This window comes from Johannesbaptistia floridana (assembly GCF_057440575.1).
In genome coordinates, this window is record NZ_JALKVM010000105.1 from 1 (window position 1) to 22,260 (window position 22,260).

A 22,260-nucleotide genomic window follows, 5' to 3' on the forward strand; every position below is an offset into this window, starting at 1 on the left:
CAGATAAGACCAAAAAGGTATCGGCGCCAGCTCCACCTAAAAGGCGATCGCTTCCCGGTCCTCCCTCTAGGGTATCATCTCCTCCTTCTGCTCTTATCACATCATTTCCTTCTAATCCTCTAATGATTTCCCCATCACTAGTCCCTATTAGGGTATCATTTGCCGCGGTTCCTTCAATGGTGTCTGGATTTGTTCCAGATTGATCATTGTCTATAATGGTGAGAGTCGCCGTATTTTGACTACCTACATTAGCACCATTGGTTGGGTTAGAAAGAGCTAGATTAATGGTTTCATCTCCTTCTACATCGCTATCATCAACGATAGGAATAGTTACAGTTTTACTTGTTTCACCATCAGCGAAGCTTACTACTACTGGTGTGTTATCGTAGTCACCTGGCGCCGTTGCTGTGCCATTTGTTGGTGTTACCGTAATATTTACAGCGCCATCGCTTCCACCTGTTCTTATTAAGGTAATTGCTGTAGCTGCTGTGCCATCTTCATTTACACTGTAACTACCCAAGTTGAATTGAATCACTCCTGGGTCTGTTGGTTGGGTTCTTTGCTTAACATAATCCTGTTGAGTTAACACAGTAGTATTCCTCAGGACTGCGAAAATAGCATTAGTATTGCTGTTTAGAATATTCAGGTTGCCATTATTTACAAAAGTGCTGATCTCAGCAAAATCTAGATCGCTGCTCAACAGATCTTGACCGCTAACAAAGTCATTGATGGTATCTTTACCTTCCCCAGATAAGACCAAAAAGGTATCGGCGCCAGCTCCACCTAAAAGGCGATCGCTTCCCGGTCCTCCCTCTAGGGTATCATCTCCTCCTTCTGCTCTTATCACATCATTTCCTTCTAATCCTCTAATGATTTCCCCATCACTAGTCCCTATTAGGGTATCATTTGCCGCGGTTCCTTCAATGGTGTCTGGATTTGTTCCAGATTGATCATTGTCTATAATGGTGAGAGTCGCCGTATTTTGACTACCTACATTAGCACCATTGGTTGGGTTAGAAAGAGCTAGATTAATGGTTTCATCTCCTTCTACATCGCTATCATCAACGATAGGAATAGTTACAGTTTTACTTGTTTCACCATCAGCGAAGCTTACTACTACTGGTGTGTTATCGTAGTCACCTGGCGCCGTTGCTGTGCCATTTGTTGGTGTTACCGTAATATTTACAGCGCCATCGCTTCCACCTGTTCTTATTAAGGTAATTGCTGTAGCTGCTGTGCCATCTTCATTTACACTGTAACTACCCAAGTTGAATTGAATCACTCCTGGGATAGCAACTGGTTGATCATTATCGATAATGGTGAGAGTAGCCCTATCCTGAGTTCCTACAGTTGCGCCATTGGTTGGGTTAGAAAGAGCTAGATTAATGGTTTCATCTACTTCTACATTGCTATCATCAACGATAGGAATAGTTACAGTTTTACTTGTTTCACCATCAGCGAAGCTTACTTCTACTGGTGTGTTATCGTAGTCACCTGGGGCCGTTGCCGTGCCATTGGTTGGTGTTACCGTAATATTTACAGCCCCATCACTTCCACCTGTTCTGATTAAGGTAATTGCTGTAGCTGCTGTGCCATCTTCGTTGACTGTATAAGTTGCTGAGTTAAATTCAATCGTGCCTGGAACAGCGACGTCGTTATCGATGATGGTGAGAGTTGCCGTATTTTGACTACCTACACTAGCGCCGTTAGTCGGGTTAGAAAGAGCTAGATTAATGGTTTCATCTACTTCTACATTGCTATCATCAACGATAGGAATAGTTACAGTTTTACTTGTTTCACCATCAGCGAAGCTTACTTCTACTGGTGTGTTATCGTAGTCACCTGGGGCCGTTGCCGTGCCATTGGTTGGTGTTACCGTAATATTTACAGCCCCATCACTTCCACCTGTTCTGATTAAGGTAATTGCTGTAGCTGCTGTGCCATCTTCGTTGACTGTATAAGTTGCTGAGTTAAATTCAATCGTGCCTGGAACAGCGACGTCGTTATCGATGATGGTGAGAGTTGCCGTATTTTGACTACCTACACTAGCGCCGTTAGTCGGGTTAGAAAGAGCTAGATTAATGGTTTCATCTACTTCTACATTGCTATCATCAACGATAGGAATAGTTACAGTTTTACTTGTTTCACCATCAGCGAAGCTTACTTCTACTGGTGTGTTATCGTAGTCACCTGGGGCCGTTGCCGTGCCATTGGTTGGTGTTACCGTAATATTTACAGCCCCATCACTTCCACCTGTTCTGATTAAGGTAATTGCTGTAGCTGCTGTGCCATCTTCGTTGACTGTATAAGTTGCTGAGTTAAATTCAATCGTGCCTGGAACAGCGACGTCGTTATCGATGATGGTGAGAGTTGCCGTATTTTGACTACCTACACTAGCGCCGTTAGTCGGGTTAGAAAGAGCTAGATTAATGGTTTCATCTACTTCTACATTGCTATCATCAACGATAGGAATAGTTACAGTTTTACTTGTTTCACCATCAGCGAAGCTTACTTCTACTGGTGTGTTATCGTAGTCACCTGGGGCCGTTGCCGTGCCATTGGTTGGTGTTACCGTAATATTTACAGCCCCATCACTTCCACCTGTTCTGATTAAGGTAATTGCTGTAGCTGCTGTGCCATCTTCGTTGACTGTATAAGTTGCTGAGTTAAATTCAATCGTGCCTGGAACAGCGACGTCGTTATCGATGATGGTGAGAGTTGCCGTATTTTGACTACCTACACTAGCGCCGTTAGTCGGGTTAGAAAGAGCTAGATTAATGGTTTCATCTACTTCTACATCGCTATCATCAACGATAGGAATAGTTACAGTTTTACTTGTTTCACCATCAGCGAAGCTTACTTCTACTGGTGTGTTATCGTAGTCACCTGGGGCCGTTGCCGTGCCATTGGTTGGTGTTACCGTAATATTTACAGCCCCATCACTTCCACCTGTTCTGATTAAGGTAATTGCTGTAGCTGCTGTGCCATCTTCGTTGACTGTATAAGTTGCTGAGTTAAATTCAATCGTGCCGGGAACAGCGACGTCGTTGTCTATAATGGTGAGGGTTGCCGTATCCTGAGTCCCTACACTTGCACCATTGGTGGGATTAGAAAGAGCTAGATTAATGGTTTCATCTCCTTCTACATCGCTATCGTCAACGATAGGAATCGTTACTGTTTTACTTGTTTCTCCATCAGCGAAGCTTACTACTATTGGGGTGTTATCGTAGTCACCGGGTGCCGTTGCTGTCCCATCTGTGGGTGTTACCGTAATATCTACAGCGCCATCGCTTCCAACTGTTCTGATTAAGGTAATATTAGTTGTAGTCGTGCCATCTTCGTTTACTGTATAAGTTGCTGCATCGAATTCTATAACTCCTGGTTCTGGTTGTGGTGCGATCTCTGCTACTGCTGCATCTGCCTGAATTAAACCAAAACCACTTTTCAGGTCAAAACCTGGTGTTTGCATATCAATAGCAGTCTGTTCTAGGGCATTGTATATCTCTGTGGGAGTAAGATTTGGATTTGCCTCTAACATCAAAGCTGCTACTGCTGCTGCGTGAGGTGCCGCGGCTGAAGTACCGAAGAAATTAGGGAACCCATCACCCTCAAAATCACTAAAACCAAAAGATGTGGTATTTGTACCATCAGGCGCTACTATTCTGGGTTGTTCACGGTCAATGGGAGTAGCCAGGCGATTTCCTGCGGTATCAAATAAAATTGGAGTTCCCCCAAGGGAGGAAAATGATTCTAAAAGAGGTGGATTAGTGCCAAATTCAGGGGTTTGAAAATAAGCGGCAGCTCCTACCGCGCTTGCACCCTCTGCATTGGGATGACCAAATACTGTGGAACTATTGGTAAAGTATTGAGCATCATTTGTGCCCCCGCGAAAATCAACATATTTAATAAAACCTGGTGCTGGCCCTCCTGCACCAAGAAACTGACCTATTACTAGGGAAAAAGTATCAGTCGAACCAGTGTTAGTGAAGGAGAGTAATTCTACAGCATCTCCTCCTACATTGACATCTGCACTAAACGCTCTTAACGAACCAGAACTGTCAAATACAAAGATATCCAAATCATTTGCCGAGCCTGCACCACCTGCTGAAGCATTTGGTTGGTCCCACTGAAAAGACAATTGAATCCTTTCACCTGTTTGGAGCTGAAAGTCTTGCAGAAAGTCTTGATTTGGTCCTGGATCAAAGTCGTGCAATAAATAGGGATCACCAAAAATTGTACCTTGAACACCACGATATACGCTCTCATAAGAATTTTGGGCCTGGTTACCAGCTGCCGAGAAAAAGGGAATTCCTTGATCCACAACTTGGCTTGCCGCTTGACTAATTATTCCATCTTGGAAAAATGGTTGAGCAAAATAACGTATGTCATCTACAATTACATCAGCACCTGCATTAGCCAAGCTGATAATGCCTTGGGCAAAAACACTTTGAGTAGGAGCTGCAGTATGAAAAGCTAAATCGGCACCTGGAGCTACATCATGTATTAATTCTAGCATACCCCGGCCTTCATCTATTCCCCCTCCACTGAAGTCTTGGAGTACTTGAACAGGGTTAGTGTTACCAAAGGGATTGCCAGATCCTGGTAAGTCTCCACTAGCAACAGTTCCAGAAGCGCCATTGAGAAAATTGTAGCTATCAGACAGTACACCTACTTTGACTCCACTCCCATCAATATTAAAGGTGCTGCGAGCTACGTCTGCTTTCATTGATACATCTGCTTGGCTGGTAGTTGCACCAATGTTTGTTATCGCTTCAGGTGCAGGACGAGCAAAATTTAATTCAGCGAATTTTTCTAAATTAGGTAACTCTTTTATGGGAAGCCAAGCAGAGGTGACCACTCCAAAAGTCGCGGTTTCTTTTGCTCCTAAACTTTTTAATTGATTAACTAATGATGTTGTCTTGTCTTCAGATTTAGCAATGAACTCCATCAACACCATTTCATTATTTCCAGACAATTTTATTGAAGAGTTGTCTGGTAAATTATTTGTTGTGAAACCGAAATCCTCGAATGATTGATACAGTTGTGCTAATTCCACACCAATTTTTCTGGCTAGAGGGTTATTTTTTAGAGTTTTGATGTTACTAAATTTGAAACCTTCTATATTATCAGGTATTTGTTGTCCAATATCCATGTTGTCGTTCTCTCTGTTTGAATGAGTAAGTTATTTCTTGATTATATCGTATTATCTTATTGTAATCAAAAATTTAAAAGGGCTGAAAATATTTCATAGAGTGGAATTGAGCATTTTAAAATATTTTTTTTATTATAAATATTTAAGAGTTTCTTAAGATTTGGGGTTCTTCTGACTCCGCGTTAATAAGCACTACAAAAAGATATAGCAGTCGCCATTAATGTTCTTCTCCTTAAAAAGACCGAAAACATCATCAATGGTAATTTAATCGTAAGTATATAAGCGGGCATGATATTACTTGGCTAATCTAACTAGTTAGCTTTTATAGCTTAAATACCTCGTCTTCTGACGAGGTATTTTTATTCAGTGAGAAGAAGATTTAGCTATCACAAACTTGACTAAGCTATATTGCTAACAGGAATATAATCGGATTGAGTCAACTCAGTAGTATTTCTCAGCACGGCGAAAATAGCATTAGTATTGCTGTCTACAATATTCAGGTTGCCATTATTTACAAAAGTGCTGATCTCCGCAAAATCTAGATCGCTGCTCAACAGATCTTGACCACGAACAAAGTCATTGATGATATCTTTCCCTTCCCCAGATAAGACCAAAAAGGTATCGGCGCCAGCTCCACCTAAAAGGCGATCGCTTCCTGGTCCTCCATCTAGGGTATCATTTCCACCTTCTGCTCTTAGGACATCATCCCCTTCTAAGCCGCGAATTTCTTCGGCATCATTAGTACCTATTATGGTGTCATTTCCTGCGGTTCCTTCAATGGTGTCTTGAGATCCCTGGTCATCATTGTGGTCATCATTGTCTATAATCGTGAGGGTTGCCATATTTTGACTACCTACACTTGCACCATTGGTTGGGTTAGATAGAGCTAGATTAATGGTTTCATCTGCTTCTACATCGCTATCGTCAACGATAGGAATCGTTACTGTTTTACTTGTTTCACCATCAGCGAAGCTTACTATTACTGCTGTGTTATCATAGTCACCTGGGGCTGTTGCTGTGCCATCTGTTGGTGTTACCGTAATATCTACAGCTCCATCACTTCCAACTGTTCTCACTAAGGTAATAGCCGTATTAGTCGTGCCATCTTCATTGACACTGTAACTAGCAAAGTTGAATTGAATCACTCCTGGGTCTGTTTGTTGGTCTGCTTTCTTAACATAATCTGATTGAGTAAACTCTGTGGTATTTCTCAGGACTGCGAAAATATCAGTATTATTACTGTTTACAATATTAACATTACCATTCCTGATGTCAAGATTCAGCTCAGCAAAATCTAGATCACTACTCAATTTGTCTTCACCACGAACAAAGTCATTGATGATATCTTTCCCTTCCCCAGATAAGACCAAAAAGGTATCGGCGCCAGCTCCACCTAAAAGGCGATCGCTTCCTGGTCCTCCATCTAGGGTATCATTTCCACCTTCTGCTCTTAGGACATCATCCCCTTCTAAGCCGCGAATTTCTTCGGCATCATTAGTACCTATTATGGTGTCATTTCCTGCGGTTCCTTCAATGGTGTCTTGAGATCCCTGGTCATCATTGTGGTCATCATTGTCTATAATGGTGAGGGTTGCCGTATCCTGATTCCCTACACTAGCACCATTGGTGGGATTAGAAAGAGCTATATTAATGGTTTCATCTGCTTCTACATCGCTATCATCCACGATAGGAATAGTGACTGTTTTACTTGTTTCTCCATCAGCGAAGCTTACTACTATTGGTGTGTTATCATAGTCACCTGGTGCCGTTGCTGTGCCATTTGTAGGTGTTACCGTAATATCTACAGCTCCATCACTTCCAACTGTTCTGATTAAGGTAATATTAGTTGTAGTAGTTCCATCTTCGTTTACTGTATAAGTTGCTGAGTTAAATTCAATCGTGCCGGGAACAGGGACGACGTTGTCTATAATGGTGAGGGTTGCCGTATCCTGAGTCCCTACACTTGCACCATTGGTGGGATTAGAAAGAGCTAGATTAATGGTTTCATCTCCTTCTACATCGCTATCGTCAACGATAGGAATCGTTACTGTTTTACTTGTTTCTCCATCAGCGAAGCTTACTACTATTGGGGTGTTATCGTAGTCACCGGGTGCCGTTGCTGTCCCATCTGTGGGTGTTACCGTAATATCTACAGCGCCATCGCTTCCAACTGTTCTGATTAAGGTAATATTAGTTGTAGTCGTGCCATCTTCGTTTACTGTATAAGTTGCTGCATCGAATTCTATAACTCCTGGTTCTGGTTGTGGTGCGATCTCTGCTACTGCTGCATCTGCCTGAATTAAACCAAAACCACTTTTCAGGTCAAAACCTGGTGTTTCCATATCAATAGCAGTCTGTTCCAGGGCATCGTATATCTCTTGGGGAGTAAGATTTGGATTTACCTCTAACATCAAAGCTGCTACTGCTGCTGCGTGTGGTGCTGCGGCTGAAGTGCCGAAGAAATTTGGAAACCCATCATTCTCAGGATCACTAAAACCAAAAGAGGTGGTATTTGTCCCATCAGGGGCTACTATTCTGGGTTGTTCACGGTCAATGGGAGTAGCCAAGCGATTTCCTGCGGTATCAAATAAAATTTGAGTTCCCCCAAGGGAGGAAAATGATTCTAAAAGAGGTGGATTAGTGCCAAATTCTGGAGTTTCAGAATAAAAAGCAGCTCCTACGCCGCTTGCTCCTGCTGCGTTGGGATGACCAAATACTGTGGAACTGTTGGTAAAGTATTCAGCATCACTTGTACCCCCCAAAAAATCAATATATTTAATCAATCCCGGTGTTGGCCCCCCTTCCGCAATAAACTGACCTATTAGTAGGGAAAAAGTGTCAGTCGAACCAGTGTTAGTGAAGGATAGTAATTCTATAGCATCTGCTCCTACATTAAAATCTATACTACTCGCTAGTAACGAACCAGTACTATCAAGTATATAGATATCCAGATCATTTGCCGAGCCTGCACCACCTGCTGAAGCATTCGGTTGGTCCCACTGAAAAGACAATCGAATACTTTCACCTGCTTGGAGCTCAAATTCTTGCAGAACATCTTCATTTGGTCCTGGATCAAAGTCGTGCAATAAATAGTTACCACTAAAAAGTGTATCTTGAACACCACGAAATTCGCTCTCATAAGAATTTTGAGCATCGTTACCGGCAGCAGAGAAAAAGGGAATGCCTTGAGCTACAACTTGGTCTACAGCTTGAGTAATTATTCCATCTTGGAAAAATGGTTCATTCAGATAAAATATGTCATCTACAATTACATCAGCACCTGCGTTAGCCAAGTTGATAATGCCTTGGGCAAAAACACTTGGAGTAGGAAAAGCAGTGTGAAAAGCTAAATCGGCACCTGGAGCTACATCATGTATTAACTCTAGCATACCCCGGCCTTCATCTATTCCCCCTCCACTGAAATCTTGGAGTACTTGAACAAGGTTAGTGTTACCAAAGGGATTGCCAGCTCCTGGTAAATCTCCACTAGCAACAGTTCCAGAGGCGCCATTGAGATCATTGTAGCTATCAGAGAGTACACCTACTTTGACACCACTACCATCAATATTAAATGTGCTGCGAGCTACATCTGCTTTCATCGATACATCTGCTTGGCTGGTAGTGTCGCCAATCCTTGTTATTGCTTCAGGTACAGGACGAGCAAAATTTAATTCAGCTAACTTTTCTAAATTAGCTAACTCTTGTATGGGAAACCAACCAGAGGTGACCACTCCAAAAGTCGCTGTTTCCTGTGCTCCTAAACTTTTTATTCGATTAACTAATGATTTTGTCTTGTCTTCATCTTGAGCAATGAACTCCATCAACACCATTTCATTATTTCCAGACAATTTTATTGAAGAGTTTTCTGGTACATTATCTCTTGTGAAACCGAGCTTCTCATAGGATTGATACACTTGTGCCAATTCCACACCAATTATTCTGGCTAGACGGTCATTTTTTAGAGCTTCGAGTTTATTAAATTTGATGTTTCCGTTATTGTCAGGGATTTGTGGTCTAATATCCATTTTGCCAATCTCTATTCTTGTATGGAAGTAAGATAATTTTCTTTATTATAATGTATTTTTTTTACCCTGTTTACAATAAGTAATATATGAGGAAAAATCTCTTATCTCAAATTGATTAAAAAATGCTCAAAATAAATATTCTATTATTAAATAATATTACACCACAAAAACCTTGCTATGTATACTGTTCCTTCCTTTACTTATATTTCTCGCATTTTTTTAGGGGAAATGATATTATATACTAGAATTTATCCTGATTATAAATGTGAACTCGTACTATGTAATCTTAATATTTTCTTAAGATTTGTAGAATCAGAACAAGAAAATATTTGAAGCAATTATTTAACCTTATTATCTCGTGGGAAAAATCCCAACTCCTTGCCTCAAGTTAATAAGTATGGATTTGGTAGAGAGATTTAGCTATTTCAACACCTTTGTTACACTACCAAACAGGATCGCTATAAAGATTAATCGTTATTTGAGACTTACCAAGAGGAACTGAGGTAATACAAGCACATATAGATTGACCATCTTCTAATTCTACTTCACAGGCATGACAAGAACCCATTAGACAGCCTGTGGGTATAAATACTCCGGCTTTTTCAGCTACCGAGAGAAGTGGTTCTCCTGGTTCAGCTTCAATAACCACATCATCGGGTAAAAAGCGAATTTGTACAGTCATGACTTTATCTCTATATATTTTTTAATTAAAGAAAGATTTAAATGTTCAGTAAGTAAATCGGCGATCGCCTCTAAAGTTTTTTCTCGTTGTTGTTGATGGTGAGAAATCTTCTCTGATAAGGGTGATAAACCCCGTTTTTGCCGCAATATATTTAACCAAAAACGTCGCCAATTACCATTATCTAACAACCCATGTAAATAACAACCCCAAATTCTCTGATTCTTATTAACCATACCGAGACTAGAGTCTGTAAACAGGGGCATTATTTCCTTAGTTTCACCCTCTATACAGGTAGTTATTCCTTGGTGAATTTCAAAGCCTGTCACTGTCATCTTAGCTTGAGAATAACAGGAATCTACTATTCTTTGGCGGACAATTTTTTTACTATCGATAGTGGTGGTAATAGGTAAAAGATTTAAGCCAGGGTAGGCGGTTATCTCACCTTCGCTACTGTTTGGGTCTAGTAATTGAGAGCCTAACATTTGGAAACCCCCACATATACCCATAATCGTACCTCCTGAAGCCACATAGTTTTGCAGTTGACTAGCCATGCCGCTACTGTATAGAGTTTTTAAGTCAGAGATTGTGGTTTTAGAACCAGGTATAATCACTGCATCAGGGTTCCCTAAACTATCATTAGGGCTAATATATTCTACAGCTACGGTACTTTCTGCCTCTAGAGGGTCAAAGTCAGTAAAATTAGAGATACGTGGTAGACGAATAACCTTTATAGTCAAATCACAATTGTGCTTGCGGGAACGTCTTTCTAATAAATCTAAAGAATCCTCCGCAGGTAGGAGTTTTTCTGTCCAAGGAATTACCCCCAATACAGGAATATTCGTATACTCTTCTAACCAGGTAATTCCTGATTCTAACAGAGATACATCGCCGCGAAACTTGTTAATCACAATGCCTTTCACCAGGGAGCGCTCTTCTGGCTCTAACAGGGCTAAAGTTCCCACTACATGAGCAAAAGCACCTCCACGGTCTATATCTACTACTAGAATCGTACTAGCTTGAAGATGCTTGGCTACACGCATATTGGTCAAATCACGATGTTTTAGATTAATTTCCGCGGGACTCCCTGCACCCTCACAGACCACAATATCATTACTTATAGCTAATTTCTCTAAAGATTCTGTTATTGTTTGCCAACCCCGCTGAAAATACTCTCTATAGTAAGAAGATGCTGTAGTTATTCCCGCAGCTTTGCCTAGTATGATTACTTGAGACGTCATATTGCCTTGGGGTTTGAGTAAAATGGGATTCATTTCTACTCTTGGTTCTGTTTTGGCCGCCCAGGCTTGTACTGCTTGAGCGTAACCTATTTCCCCTCCTGTCTTGGTAACGTAGGCGTTGAGAGCCATATTTTGCCCTTTAAAAGGGGTTACTCTTAGGCCCTCGCGGGCTAGTAGGCGACATAACCCACTAGTTAAAAATGATTTGCCTGCGTGAGAAGTCGTTCCCACTACCATGATGCCCTGCATTAATATCCTGTTTCTTCTTCGTATTCGGGTGATTTTTCTTTCTCAGGTATACTAATTGGTGGTGGTTGAAGGGGTTCTGGTTTGACGTCGTCATCCCAGATATCATTTTCTATTTCTTGATCCTGGTAATCGTATTCATACTCTCTATCATATTCTTGTACTTGTTCTTGTACTTGATTGCGAGGTTCGTATACTGGCGGCCCTACTGGCTGTGAATCATAGCTTTCACTCCAATTATCTTCTTCTATCTCCTCTGCATATTCTTGATATGGTTCTTCTCGATAGCGAATTGATTCTGCTTGTCTGGCTTCTGGCGCTGCGGTTGCATAAGGATCTTCCCAATCGTCTTCACTCCAGTTTTCTTCTGCTACAGGTATCTTTTCTTCTACTCTTTCCGTTATGGGCGTCCTTACAGGTATGCGGCTAGGTAGTTGATTTTCTGCTGGTGTAACTGGAGGGTAATAACTTTCGTCTTCTTTTTCCCAGGGAGGTGTACCAATTCCTAAACGTTCTAATAATCCTACACTAATTTGAGTTAACCTATCTTCTGCACTTTCAAACACTATCAATCTATCTGGACCACTACTAATTACTTCGTCCATTGATAGTTCGTATGTACTGATTAGTTGCTCTGGAATTTGAGAGTAACCTATAGAAGCGATGATTATTGAAGATACTTTTCCATCTGTCAGGGAAAATTGAAAGTCTCGAACTTTACCTAGTGGTTCTCCTGTTTCTGTTATTACTTCGCTATTTACTAGTTTACTGTAAATTTCTATTTCTATATCTTCTATTACGTCTTCATCTTCTACTAGAATTACGTCTCCCGCTTGACTTATATTACTTAAATACATATATTTGGGCAGTCCTGACATAGAAAACCGATTATCTCTTAGTCCTAACGCCACTACTTCTCTACTGTCTACATCTACTAGTAACTCTTTTACTACTCCTAGGCGTTTTCCTGTATTTCTAGTTATTACCTGCGTATTTAAAAATTCTGTTCGTAAGCTAATATTATCTATTGTCATTTTGTTTTATTTAATTATACTCCTTGATTAATTTTTTTGTTATTCTTATTTAATCAGTTCTTCCCAACTTCAAAGATTAAGATTTTCACTGGTTTAATTCTCTGGTGAATGATCTCCTTCTCCCAAGTGTATTAAAAATTTTTTAATTCTTTACCTTTTATAAACATACTGATAAGCAACTCTCATAATCATAGACGATTATTATATTCTTTCAATATAACACTTATTTATGAAGAATGACTATGGCAGAAAAAGCGGATTTTACTAGTTAATTTGATGGAAAACCGTTCCATTGAATCTTTGGTGTTGGTTCTAGTTCTTGTTGCAATCTTTTGGCCCCCTCTTCTCCTAATACTAGTTTATCTTGAGCATTAACATAGTAATTATTGCCCACATATCCTGTCCAATCGTAAAAAATTTGATGAATATACCAATCCAAAGCTATTTCATCGGAAATTTGAGGACGATAATAATTTTTCATCATTTTCTCTATGTCTAATTCCTGTAAGCGGTCATGGAGAAGGCTGCGATCTCTATTCACAAAGGCGGTTATTGCTACTGGATCTTGAATAAACTTAGTAAAAACCGAAGCTGGCACTCCTCCTAGGGTAAATGCGCCTGCTACAAATAAACATAACCAAATTGTTACTATAGTTAAAATAGCAGTTGTTGGTAGATAAAACCAAGAAAAATCAATTTTTCCCTGATTAGTTGTTTTTTTGCTCGGACTTATTTGAGGATTGGAAGTCTTTTTTATCTGGTGATTAGATCTGGCAATCGGTCTTAACTTCATGATGATTCAGTTGATTAAGAAGCTTTTTGATACCATTTTAATAAAATTTGGCTCAGAAGTTGAGAGTTATGACGAATATAGTGATTTTCCGAATCTTCCTCCAAGATATCTGCTAAGACTATACCACGTCCTAATTTAGTTACTTCCTCTTGTTCTAGAAACACTGGGTGAGAATTTTGAGCCGCATAACGGCGTAAGGCTGTTTCTGATGGACGATTACGATTAACTAAAACTGTATCAAAACTTTTTTGACCACATATTTTATCTAGGGCTAAAATATGATCTGAGACTCCATAACCATCAGTTTCTCCTGGTTCAGTCATCATGTTACACACATAAATACGAGGTTTATTGAGATTAACAATTGCCTCTCTAATTTCGGGAACTAATAAGTTGGGAATAATACTAGTATAGAGACTTCCCGGTCCAATAATCAGGTAGTCAGCTTCTTGAATCGCTCTGACTGCGGCAGGTAAGGCTTGAGGATTAGCTGGTTTACAACCAATTTCCACAATTTTTCCCTTAGCTTCGGCTATTTTCGATTCTCCCTCGATAATACGGCCATCGCTCATTTTGCACCAAAGACGAACATCACTTAAAGTAGCGGGTAAAACTCTTCCCCTTACAGCTAAGACTTGAGAACTAGCGGCGATCGCCTTTTCTAAATCTCCGGTTATTTCACTCATAGCTGTTAGAAACAAGTTACCGAAACTATGACCAGTTAAACCATCTCCTCTAGGAAAGCGATATTGAAACAACTCTGTGAGTAATTTTTCTTGATCCGCCAAAGCCGCTAGACAGTTACGAATATCTCCTGGGGGCAAAACGCCAATTTCCCGACGTAGTCTTCCTGAAGAACCTCCATCATCTGCTACTGTCACAATCGCTGTAATGTTAGCGCTATATTCTTTTAGTCCCCTAAGTAAGTTAGATAGTCCTGTGCCACCACCAATAGCTACTATTTTTGGTCCTCGATTAAGTCGGCGATGGTTAATTAACAAGTCCAGTAATTGTTGATCATTTTCTGGTTTTAAAACTTTGGTTATAGTTCCCACTGTGCCACTTTGTCCCCAAAATAGTAAAAATAAACCACAAATCACCGCTAAAGGACCTGACACATAACTGGGAACGATTTGGGTAATTATTTCTAAAGCCCGAGATATTAGGTCAAAAAAGCGATCTACCGGGGTTAATTGGCTCCAGATAGCTATTCCTAAGCCTGTTAAAAAAAAACCCGTTAAGCTAATTAATAACCAGCGTTTCACAAATAACCCCGGTGACAACCATCGGTACCACTTCAGCCAGTGATTGGTTTTTTTGCCCTTATTTTTTTGACTGAGATTATCCATTTGACTATTTTTTTTAAGCAAAAATCTCCATAAAGAGCTTGAGTTAAATTATAGTTTACTGGTAACTGCTAATGTGAAGGTGTTTTTCCAAGGTTTCTATACTTAATGGTCCTTTTAGATGTTGCCAAGGCAGAATTTGTTCCGTAGACCAATTTTCATGAACATAATATTCCATAGGCGGTAATTTACCACGTAATTCTTTAAAGGCTCTTTTATAGCTCCCCAGAGTATCTCCATAACTCCGGGTTAATTCCAACAGTTGACTTAAACGGCGATCGCCTCTAGATATTAATGCTTGTATGACCGACCAATTATAACTTTCTGGTCGTATCTCTATCCCATTTCGCCCTAATTGTTTCTCCAGCCACTTCAGTCTTTTTTTTGCTTCTGAATTTACTCCAAACCATTGGAATGGTGTATGAGATTTGGGCACAAACGTACTGCACCCAAAGGTTAAACGCAGGCCCGGAGCTGCTTTTTTGATTTCTTGCAACATGTCTACTGTTGCTTCTAAATCACTCATCTCTTCTTCAGGTATTCCCACCATTCCGTATAGTTTCATCGCCTTTAACCCTCCTGCTTTAGCATTGATAGCGGCTGCTATAATTTCTTGATTATCTAACTTTTTATTGATAATTGCTCTAATTCTGGGTGAACCACTTTCTACAGCGATGGTAATTGAGCGAGTATCTCTAGAAGCTAATATTCTCGCTAGTTTTTCGGAAACAGTATTAGTACGCACTGAAGCAATACTTACTCTCACATCATCATATTCTGGTTGAGCTAAATAATCCAATAAGCTATCAAATTCTGGATGTTGACTTACAGAAGCTCCCAGCAATCCAATACGTTTAGTAACTTGTAAACCCTTATTGATAGCTGGAATCAGAGAATCTGTTAAGCTTGCGGTACGAAAAGGCAGAGTCAAATAACTAGCTAAACAAAAGCGGCACATTTCAGGACAACTGCGCACCACTTCCACCATATAAATATTTTCCCAAGCTGCCTTTTCCGTTACAACTGTGGAAGTAGATAATTTATTCCCCTTGTATGTTTGCTTAGCTATTTCTTGAGGAATTTCCCCATCAATAGGGCTAATATCCTTGATTAACCCATCAGGACTTTGATAGGTTACTTCATAGAGACTCGGGACATATATCCCTGGTACTTGAGCTAAATAGCGTAGTTTAGTAATTCTATCAGCATTTCTCACTTGCTGATAGGCGTTTATAAATTGGTCTAATAATTCTTCTCCATCTCCTAGTAAAATCACATCAAAAAAAACGGCAAATGGTTCAGGATTAGCAGTTAAAACTGGACCTCCTCCAAATACTAAAGGATGAGCGTTTTTTCTCTCAATGCTGTGTAAAGGTATACTGAGAGATTCTAAAATATTAAAAATATTTCCATAATCTAATTCCCATGATAAAGAAAATCCGATTATTTCTGGTTGTTGGGGTAAAGATTCCTGCCAATCAGTAAAGAGACGACTGACTTGTAAATCCTGACGCATAGCTAAAGTAGCCCAAACTACCTGATATCCTAAGCTGGTTATGCCAATACTGTACTCATTAGGAAAGGCGAATATAATAGGAATAGCGTTGGCTTCGGCTACGGCGGGGTTAAATAGTAATTTTTCTGAGGCTAAAATATTGGTCACAGTTCAATTAGTGGAGGCTTCTTGCTTGTTTACTTTTGATCTTATCAACTTTGTTCAACATATTCTTCGCAACCGTTCAGAAGGAGATCACTTTTCTTTATATGTCTCAATAATTATTAGATTGAAAAACTAATGATACATTCTCAAAAATATCAAAATAACAATGTGATAGGTAATCTATGTCTAAATTAATTTCTTATCCTGATTATGTTTGGTGGGTTATTCCAGATAAATTAGCAGGAATGCCTCGACCTCCATTAGAAGATTTAGAGCAAATTTATCAAGCGGGTTTAGGTGGACTGGTTTCGGTTATGGACGAACCATCTGGGATTGAGGAGTACAAACAGGTAGGTTTAGCGGCTCTTTGGTTGCCTATCATTGGCGGAAAAGCTCCCACTGTCGCACAGGTGAAAGAATTTGCTGCTTTTGCTAATTCTATTATTGCCAAAAATCAGCCTGTAGCTGTGCATTGTACTAGTGGAAACCGGAGAACTGGGACACTTTTGGCGGCTTATTTGGTTAGTAAGGGAGAAAGTCCAGAACAAGCCATTAAATATATTCAAAAAGTTCGTCCCAGTGCAGAGTTACGAGAAGCCCAAGTTCAGTTTCTACAAAAGTTGCCATCGTTACTATAGCACACGTGTTAAAATTAATACTGGATAAGGATTTGAAAATGTACAACTGGAGAGCATTCACGGACAGTAATCCTGCTCACATAAAAAGTTTTTGTTTTTTATTGAGAATTTATTCCGAATTCTTATGGCAGGAGTTACATAAACCAAATAGCTCTAATGTATGATAGTAAACCTGGAAATTCTGTTCTTGACCCCAATTATTTAACTTATGATTAACAGGGCAATCTTCCAAAGGAATTGACTCACCGCAGTTAATACAATTGAGATGATGGTGATGAGTTTTACTAATCAAGCTATATAGAGATTCTCCATGAATATTTACTCTTTCTTGAACTCTCCCTTCAAGGTGTAAAGATTTCAAAATCCGATATACTGTCGCTAAGCCAATACTATATCCTTGTTCTCGCAATTTTAGGTATAGTTCTTGAGCGCTTATTTCTCCTTTTATTTTTTCTAGTTTCCTCAGGATTTGAGTTTGATTTTTAGTTGGTCTCATAAAATTATATAGAGTTCGACCGCAATTAATTAGTAAGGTAACAAGATGGGAACCTCAGTTCAATATTTTCGCTACCACTATAACCGACTTTCAGGATGGACGTCTACAATAGCAATTATTATAATCGGTAATTTACTATAAAAGCGAATAGTAGCGTGAAATATTTTTTCTTATCTCAAGGTTGGCAAGTCGGCAGAGTCTGGGAATTCGGTGGTTTATGGCAGGAGAATGTCTGGGGACGTCCTCCACAAATTGAGCGTCTAAATATCAAATTTTCTGAACAAGGAGAAATTCTCTGGTTATACAAGGTAGAAGATGCCGTTTTGATGGTTGAGGTTAAGCCTCCTCAAGAAAGTAGTCAGGTAAATTCAGCAATTGGACAAGTAATGCTTAAACGGTTAATTACCGCAGAAGAAGTTCTCGAACGTCTTAACCAGGAGGGGAAAACTAAGAATTAAGAATGTTTTTTTCAATTATTATCTCAAAACTTATATCAAATATCAACAGATAGTTTTACAACTATTTATTTATTAAGTTGTATAAGTTGTCAAAAAAAACTACCCAAAAAGATATTTGGGTAGTTTTTTGAGATGAACTAGCCAAGACTGCGCCAATCTACATCAATATTCTCAAGTAACAAGGAGGAATTGTACAACTGAAGAATAATGAGTAGAAAAACGAAGAACAATAGCATAAAAACTGCCATCACGGGAGTAGTTCCCCATCCGGGGGTAACCTTACCATATTCAGAGTTTAGAGGTTTAAGTAAGTTTCCTAGACGAGTTTGTTGTGCCATTTTGCTCCAAAATAAAAATTTTCTTAACGTTCTGTAATATTATAAAATAATAACAAAGAATAATAAATTTTATTTATGGAAACTGCAACAGTTCTTAGCATTAGTATCGCGGCGGTACTAATTGGGATCACGGGATTCTCTATTTACACATCTTTCGGACCTCCTTCTGCTGACTTAGATGATCCCTTTGAAGATCATGAAGATTAATGCAGCCGAAAGGTAGTAATTCTCCAAGGTGGTATAGAGTGATTAACTGTCTCAGTTAAATCATTTTCTAATATATCTACAAAAGCAGCGATCGCCAATTCTAAATCGCTACTGAGATTAATGGAGGTTACCTCTCCATAAGCTTCGTAGCAGCGTAAAATCCAATCAGATTGAGTAACTCCTGGTTTAAAAGCCATGAGAATTAAATTAGGAGAACCTAAATCTAAGAAACTACCTACAGGCGTTAACCCTTCGGGTAGTTTCTCTCTATTTGGGGATATATAGCAGTCGTCATTACTTTGAGGAGAGTTTCGGTCAAGTTCCCTATTTCCCGCTCCCCTGCTCCCGAAAGCTCCCTGCTCCCGAAAGCTCCCTGCTCCCGAAAGCTCCCTGCTCCCTGCTCCCTGCTCCCTGCTCCCCTGCTCCCTGCTCCCGAAAGCTCCCTGCTCCCCTGCTCCCTGCTCCCGAAAGCTCCCTGCTCCCTGCTCCCTGCTCCCTGCTCCCTGCTCCCTGCTCCCTTGCTCCCTGCTTCCGAAAGCTCCCTGCTCCCAAAAAATCCCCTGTAGGGGTAGATTTAGTTCTCGGGATTTTTTATTACTCTTTGCCTCTTGCCAGTTACCTAAGTAGGGGTAAATAGCATAGGTAAATTCATGAATACCTTGGTCAGCATTAGGATCCGGCCAGGTGGAACTCCGTAATAAACTTAAACGTATTTGTTGAGATTGACTATCATAGCCATATTTATAGTCACTAAGGATACTAACACCTATTTTCTGAGATGAATCGTCACAGGCGGCCCAACCCAGTCCGTATACTTCCCATTTAGTACTATCAGAAATATCTCTAGTAATAGCGCCACAGGCTGTTCCATAAGTGACTCTATCCCACTGTAAATTAAGGGGGAATGCCGCTTTGATGAGTGTATGAGTTTCTCGCCAATCAACTCTATTAACTACCTTGAGTATTTTAGAGTTATGAGTTAGTTGATAGACTTGTTGCCATTGAGATTGATTTAGTTGTTTAGTTACTTCAATAGAGTAGCGAAGGGGACCTATTTCTAACCAGCTTATTTCTTGCAGTTGAGGTGGATTTAGGGGATGATTTTGGTAATCAGGGTCAATATTCCAAGCATCCCAGTATTGTCCTTCATCTCTAAAAGCTTGGAGTTGACTACCGGGAGGTCTAAGTATTTCTTTTTTGAGTTCATAGTCATAGATACTGGTTATATCTCCGGTTATGGGACTTATTTCTACTTTTAATAAACCGTTATCGAGAATATAGGGTAAATCTGAGGGGGTTTCTTCGGGGTTTTCTTTGGGATATAACCAAAAGAGGCGATAACCTACAGAGGGGATATCTTCGGCTATAAATAGTAATTTTTGAGATTGATGGGGATTTTCTGGGGTGTTTTTATCCCTGCTAAAGCTTGAAAGCTTATTTCTCTCTACTCCCTCTTCTCTATTCTCCTGCTGGTTTATAGGTAGGATTGGATCATCAGATTTACTCTTAGATGTTTGGGTAGTTAATTCAACTCCAGCTAAATTAATTATTCCCCAATTTCCTGGAGGAGTAGTTACTGTTACTAATTCTGTCCTTGACCAATTGAGAGAATTGAAGATAATTAAGGGTTGCGCTTTGGGGTGAGGAGGTTTTGGTAGTTCGATGAATTTGGCGATCGCCTTTCTTGCTGTTTCTCCTATTTCTTCTCCTAAGGCGATTGCTTCCCTCCATCTACTCTCTGCCTCTACAAACACCGATGGTATTGATGTTCCTGGTAAGATGTCGTGGAATTGATTAAATAGAACTTGTTTCCATGCTGTTTCTATCTTTTTTACTTGACAACTAAACTCTTGTAAAGTTATACTGTTTAGCATGGGAAAATGTGCCTGCCTATAGACTGCCTGCCTATAGACCCTCTGTTGAGAAATTAAATAGGCAAGACAAGAGAATAACTCCGCCTCGTATAACAAACCCTGTAAATAAGAATTAAGCTGCTTTTGTTTTCCGTGGGTAGTATAACAACCTCGATGGAGTTGGAGATACAATTCATCATCCCAAACAGGTAAATTAAGGTGGGGTAATCGCTGTAAATAACTTAAAGCAGAGGTAAACTGCATTTTAGGGAAAAAAGCTGATTGAGACCAACGTTTTTGGACATCTAACATTTCCCGAGTAGGTCCTCCGCCATGGTCTCCCACACCAGGTAACCAGAAAGACTCAGTTAAACTAGTCTGTTGATGCCAATTAAAAGCATGATTACTCATAGAAAGAGGATTAGTATCCATCACTCCTGCTAAATTGGGGGGAGACATCATGGTGAGAATAGAAGTACCATCAGGGGATTTCCATTCAAACCAGCCGTAGGGAAACTTACTAGTATCATTCCAATGGAGTTTCCCGGTAACGAAATAATTAATACCAGCTTGGCGCAGAATCTGAGGAAGTTGGAGAGGAAAACCAAAGCTATCGGGTAACCAAGCCACAGTACAAATTTGACCAAATTTAGCTAGAAAGTAGCCTTGTCCGTAGAGTAACTGCCTAACTAGAGATTCTCCCGAGACCAGATTAACTTCTGGTTCCACCCACATACCCCCAAGTACTTCCCAATTCCCTTCAATTACCGCCTGTTGGATTTGGGCAAATAGAGAGGGGTTATGGTGTTCAATCCACTGATATAAAACCGCCGTGGTGTGACCAAAGGATAAATCAGGGAATTTTTGTTGTAAACTAAGTACAGAACTAAAGGTATTCTGGGCCACTCGCCAAGTTTCTTCTACTGTCCATAACCAAGCTAAATCCAAATGGGCATGACCTAATAAGTAAATTTGGTACTCTTTTATAGGTGTGGCAAGAGGTTCAAAAGATTTACAAATTGATTTTAACTGTTGTTCAAATTGAGTTTGATGAATGGGTAAAAGATTCCAGTCAATGGTTGCTAACTGTTTAGCTACTATTTCTAACTTATCTGGGTCAAATAATTGTAGATAGTTAGTTAAAATAGTTATTTCATCTGCGATAAAACCCGGGTCTGTTTCTTTTTCATAAATACATCGAGAACACATCAAAGCACCGATATCGTGATTAGGACTCACTAACTTAACAGCGATAGAGATGGTTTCTCCAGGGATAGCCGTGGGAGTGAGGAGTAATCGACAGCAGCAGTCAAATAAATCTCCCTGTCTTAAGAGATTGCCGTTAATATAGATTTCTGCTAATTCTGACCACCAAGTTAACTCCAGACGCAAGGAAAAACCAGCGATGGAGTAATTAAATAAGCTGTGGGGAATAGTTATATTTTGCACAAACCATTGGGTTTTACTGCCTTTTTCCCAAGTGATATAGCCTTGATGATTAGGGGTAGCTTGGAGACAGTGGTTAAAGTTATCGGGAGGAGTAGTTGAGTTTTCTTGAGTAATGTACCAATTTGGTTGTATGTCAATTTTAGTTAACTGGTATAGATGTTGAAGAGTGGTTTGAATTTGTGAGATTAAAGACATGGTTGAGTAATAAGTTTTTAAGTAATAAGCTGACGAGGTTAGAATAAGGTTAAAATCTTTAGGAATAAATCATCCTACTACCCAAATTATTCGTAAAAATCTAGAAGGCATATTTTAAGCTTATAGTTAAACAATGTGATTTGATGATGTTATGGTGCGTTACACTTCGTTAACGCACCCTACGATACTACGGTACTATGAATTGTTAAAAGATAAACAGAATTATTAAAACGGTTACGAAAAAAATCAATCTATTTTTTCTAATTGATAATATTGATAATAATGACATTTTATAGTAGTAGGGGCGCAAGGCTTGCGCCCTTAACCTTCGGCTTGCGCCCACACATGAAGGCTTGCGCCGCTGATGGGGTCTTAAAATGTATAAAAATATCGTTGAGAAAGTATATTAGAATTAATTTATGGATTATTAGATAAATTAGAAGCAAATCG

At 39.7% G+C, this 22,260-nt stretch carries 14 protein-coding genes; 3 read left to right on the forward strand and 11 right to left on the reverse strand.

The annotated features are described in order from the left end of the window. From MW688_RS07620 to MW688_RS07655, 8 genes are all read right to left on the reverse strand, one after another. The coding region (locus MW688_RS07620; protein WP_486735346.1) for a Calx-beta domain-containing protein at positions 1–5,152 on the reverse strand (5,152 nt) is incomplete at its 3' end. Positions 5,153–5,550: 398 nt separating this feature from the next. Continuing rightward, positions 5,551–9,177, reverse strand: coding sequence for a Calx-beta domain-containing protein (locus MW688_RS07625; RefSeq protein WP_486735347.1), 3,627 nt, complete (start codon positions 9,175–9,177; stop codon positions 5,551–5,553). 442 nt (positions 9,178–9,619) lie between these two features. Beyond that, a complete protein-coding gene (locus MW688_RS07630) occupies positions 9,620–9,859 on the reverse strand; it encodes a 2Fe-2S iron-sulfur cluster-binding protein (protein ID WP_486735348.1) in 240 nt (79 codons plus the stop codon). Continuing rightward, entirely contained in the window at positions 9,856–11,346 is a 1,491-nt protein-coding gene (gene cobQ / locus MW688_RS07635; RefSeq protein ID WP_486735349.1) for a cobyric acid synthase CobQ, read from the reverse strand. Before cobQ ends, MW688_RS07630 begins: the two co-directional genes overlap by 4 nt. Continuing rightward, a complete protein-coding gene (locus MW688_RS07640; protein WP_486735351.1) occupies positions 11,346–12,377 on the reverse strand; it encodes a PRC-barrel domain-containing protein in 1,032 nt (343 codons plus the stop codon). The genes cobQ and MW688_RS07640 overlap by 1 nt, the downstream gene beginning before the upstream one ends. A 268-nt stretch (positions 12,378–12,645) precedes the next feature. Continuing rightward, positions 12,646–13,170, reverse strand: coding sequence for a hypothetical protein (locus MW688_RS07645; RefSeq protein ID WP_486735352.1), 525 nt, complete (start codon positions 13,168–13,170; stop codon positions 12,646–12,648). Between the two features lie 14 nt (positions 13,171–13,184). Further along, positions 13,185–14,519 carry a gluconeogenesis factor YvcK family protein gene (locus MW688_RS07650; protein ID WP_486735353.1) on the reverse strand — a complete coding sequence of 445 codons (1,335 nt, stop codon included), beginning with the start codon at positions 14,517–14,519 and terminating at the stop codon, positions 13,185–13,187. Between the two features lie 55 nt (positions 14,520–14,574). Beyond that, positions 14,575–16,179, reverse strand: a complete 1,605-nt coding sequence (locus MW688_RS07655; RefSeq protein WP_486735354.1) for a B12-binding domain-containing radical SAM protein — start codon at positions 16,177–16,179, stop codon at positions 14,575–14,577. Between the two features lie 179 nt (positions 16,180–16,358). On the opposite strand from MW688_RS07655, the gene MW688_RS07660 reads away from it, so the two are divergent. Then, on the forward strand, positions 16,359–16,814 hold the full coding sequence (locus tag MW688_RS07660; protein WP_486735355.1) for a phosphatase domain-containing putative toxin: 456 nt from the start codon (positions 16,359–16,361) through the stop codon (positions 16,812–16,814). Positions 16,815–16,923: 109 nt separating this feature from the next. On the opposite strand, the gene MW688_RS07665 is transcribed toward MW688_RS07660, so the two are convergent. After that, positions 16,924–17,310, reverse strand: coding sequence for a Fur family transcriptional regulator (locus MW688_RS07665; RefSeq protein ID WP_486735356.1), 387 nt, complete (start codon positions 17,308–17,310; stop codon positions 16,924–16,926). A gap of 155 nt (positions 17,311–17,465) precedes the next feature. Between MW688_RS07665 and MW688_RS07670 the strand changes: the two genes are divergently transcribed. Next, a complete protein-coding gene (locus tag MW688_RS07670; protein ID WP_486735358.1) occupies positions 17,466–17,768 on the forward strand; it encodes a hypothetical protein in 303 nt (100 codons plus the stop codon). 137 nt (positions 17,769–17,905) lie between these two features. Here the strand turns inward: MW688_RS07670 and psbH are convergent, their stop codons facing one another. After that, complete coding sequence (psbH, locus tag MW688_RS07675; protein WP_486735359.1) at positions 17,906–18,106, reverse strand: photosystem II reaction center phosphoprotein PsbH; 201 nt, start codon at positions 18,104–18,106, stop codon at positions 17,906–17,908. 75 nt (positions 18,107–18,181) lie between these two features. Between psbH and psbN the strand changes: the two genes are divergently transcribed. Beyond that, the gene (gene psbN / locus MW688_RS07680; RefSeq protein WP_486735360.1) at positions 18,182–18,313 is read left to right on the forward strand and encodes a photosystem II reaction center protein PsbN; all 132 of its coding nucleotides are present in this window, start codon (positions 18,182–18,184) and stop codon (positions 18,311–18,313) included. Here psbN and MW688_RS07685 read toward each other — a convergent pair. Beyond that, the gene (locus MW688_RS07685; protein WP_486735361.1) at positions 18,310–21,810 is read right to left on the reverse strand and encodes an alpha-mannosidase; all 3,501 of its coding nucleotides are present in this window, start codon (positions 21,808–21,810) and stop codon (positions 18,310–18,312) included. The two genes, psbN and MW688_RS07685, sit on opposite strands and share 4 nt — an antisense overlap. Positions 21,811–22,260 lie beyond the last annotated feature (450 nt).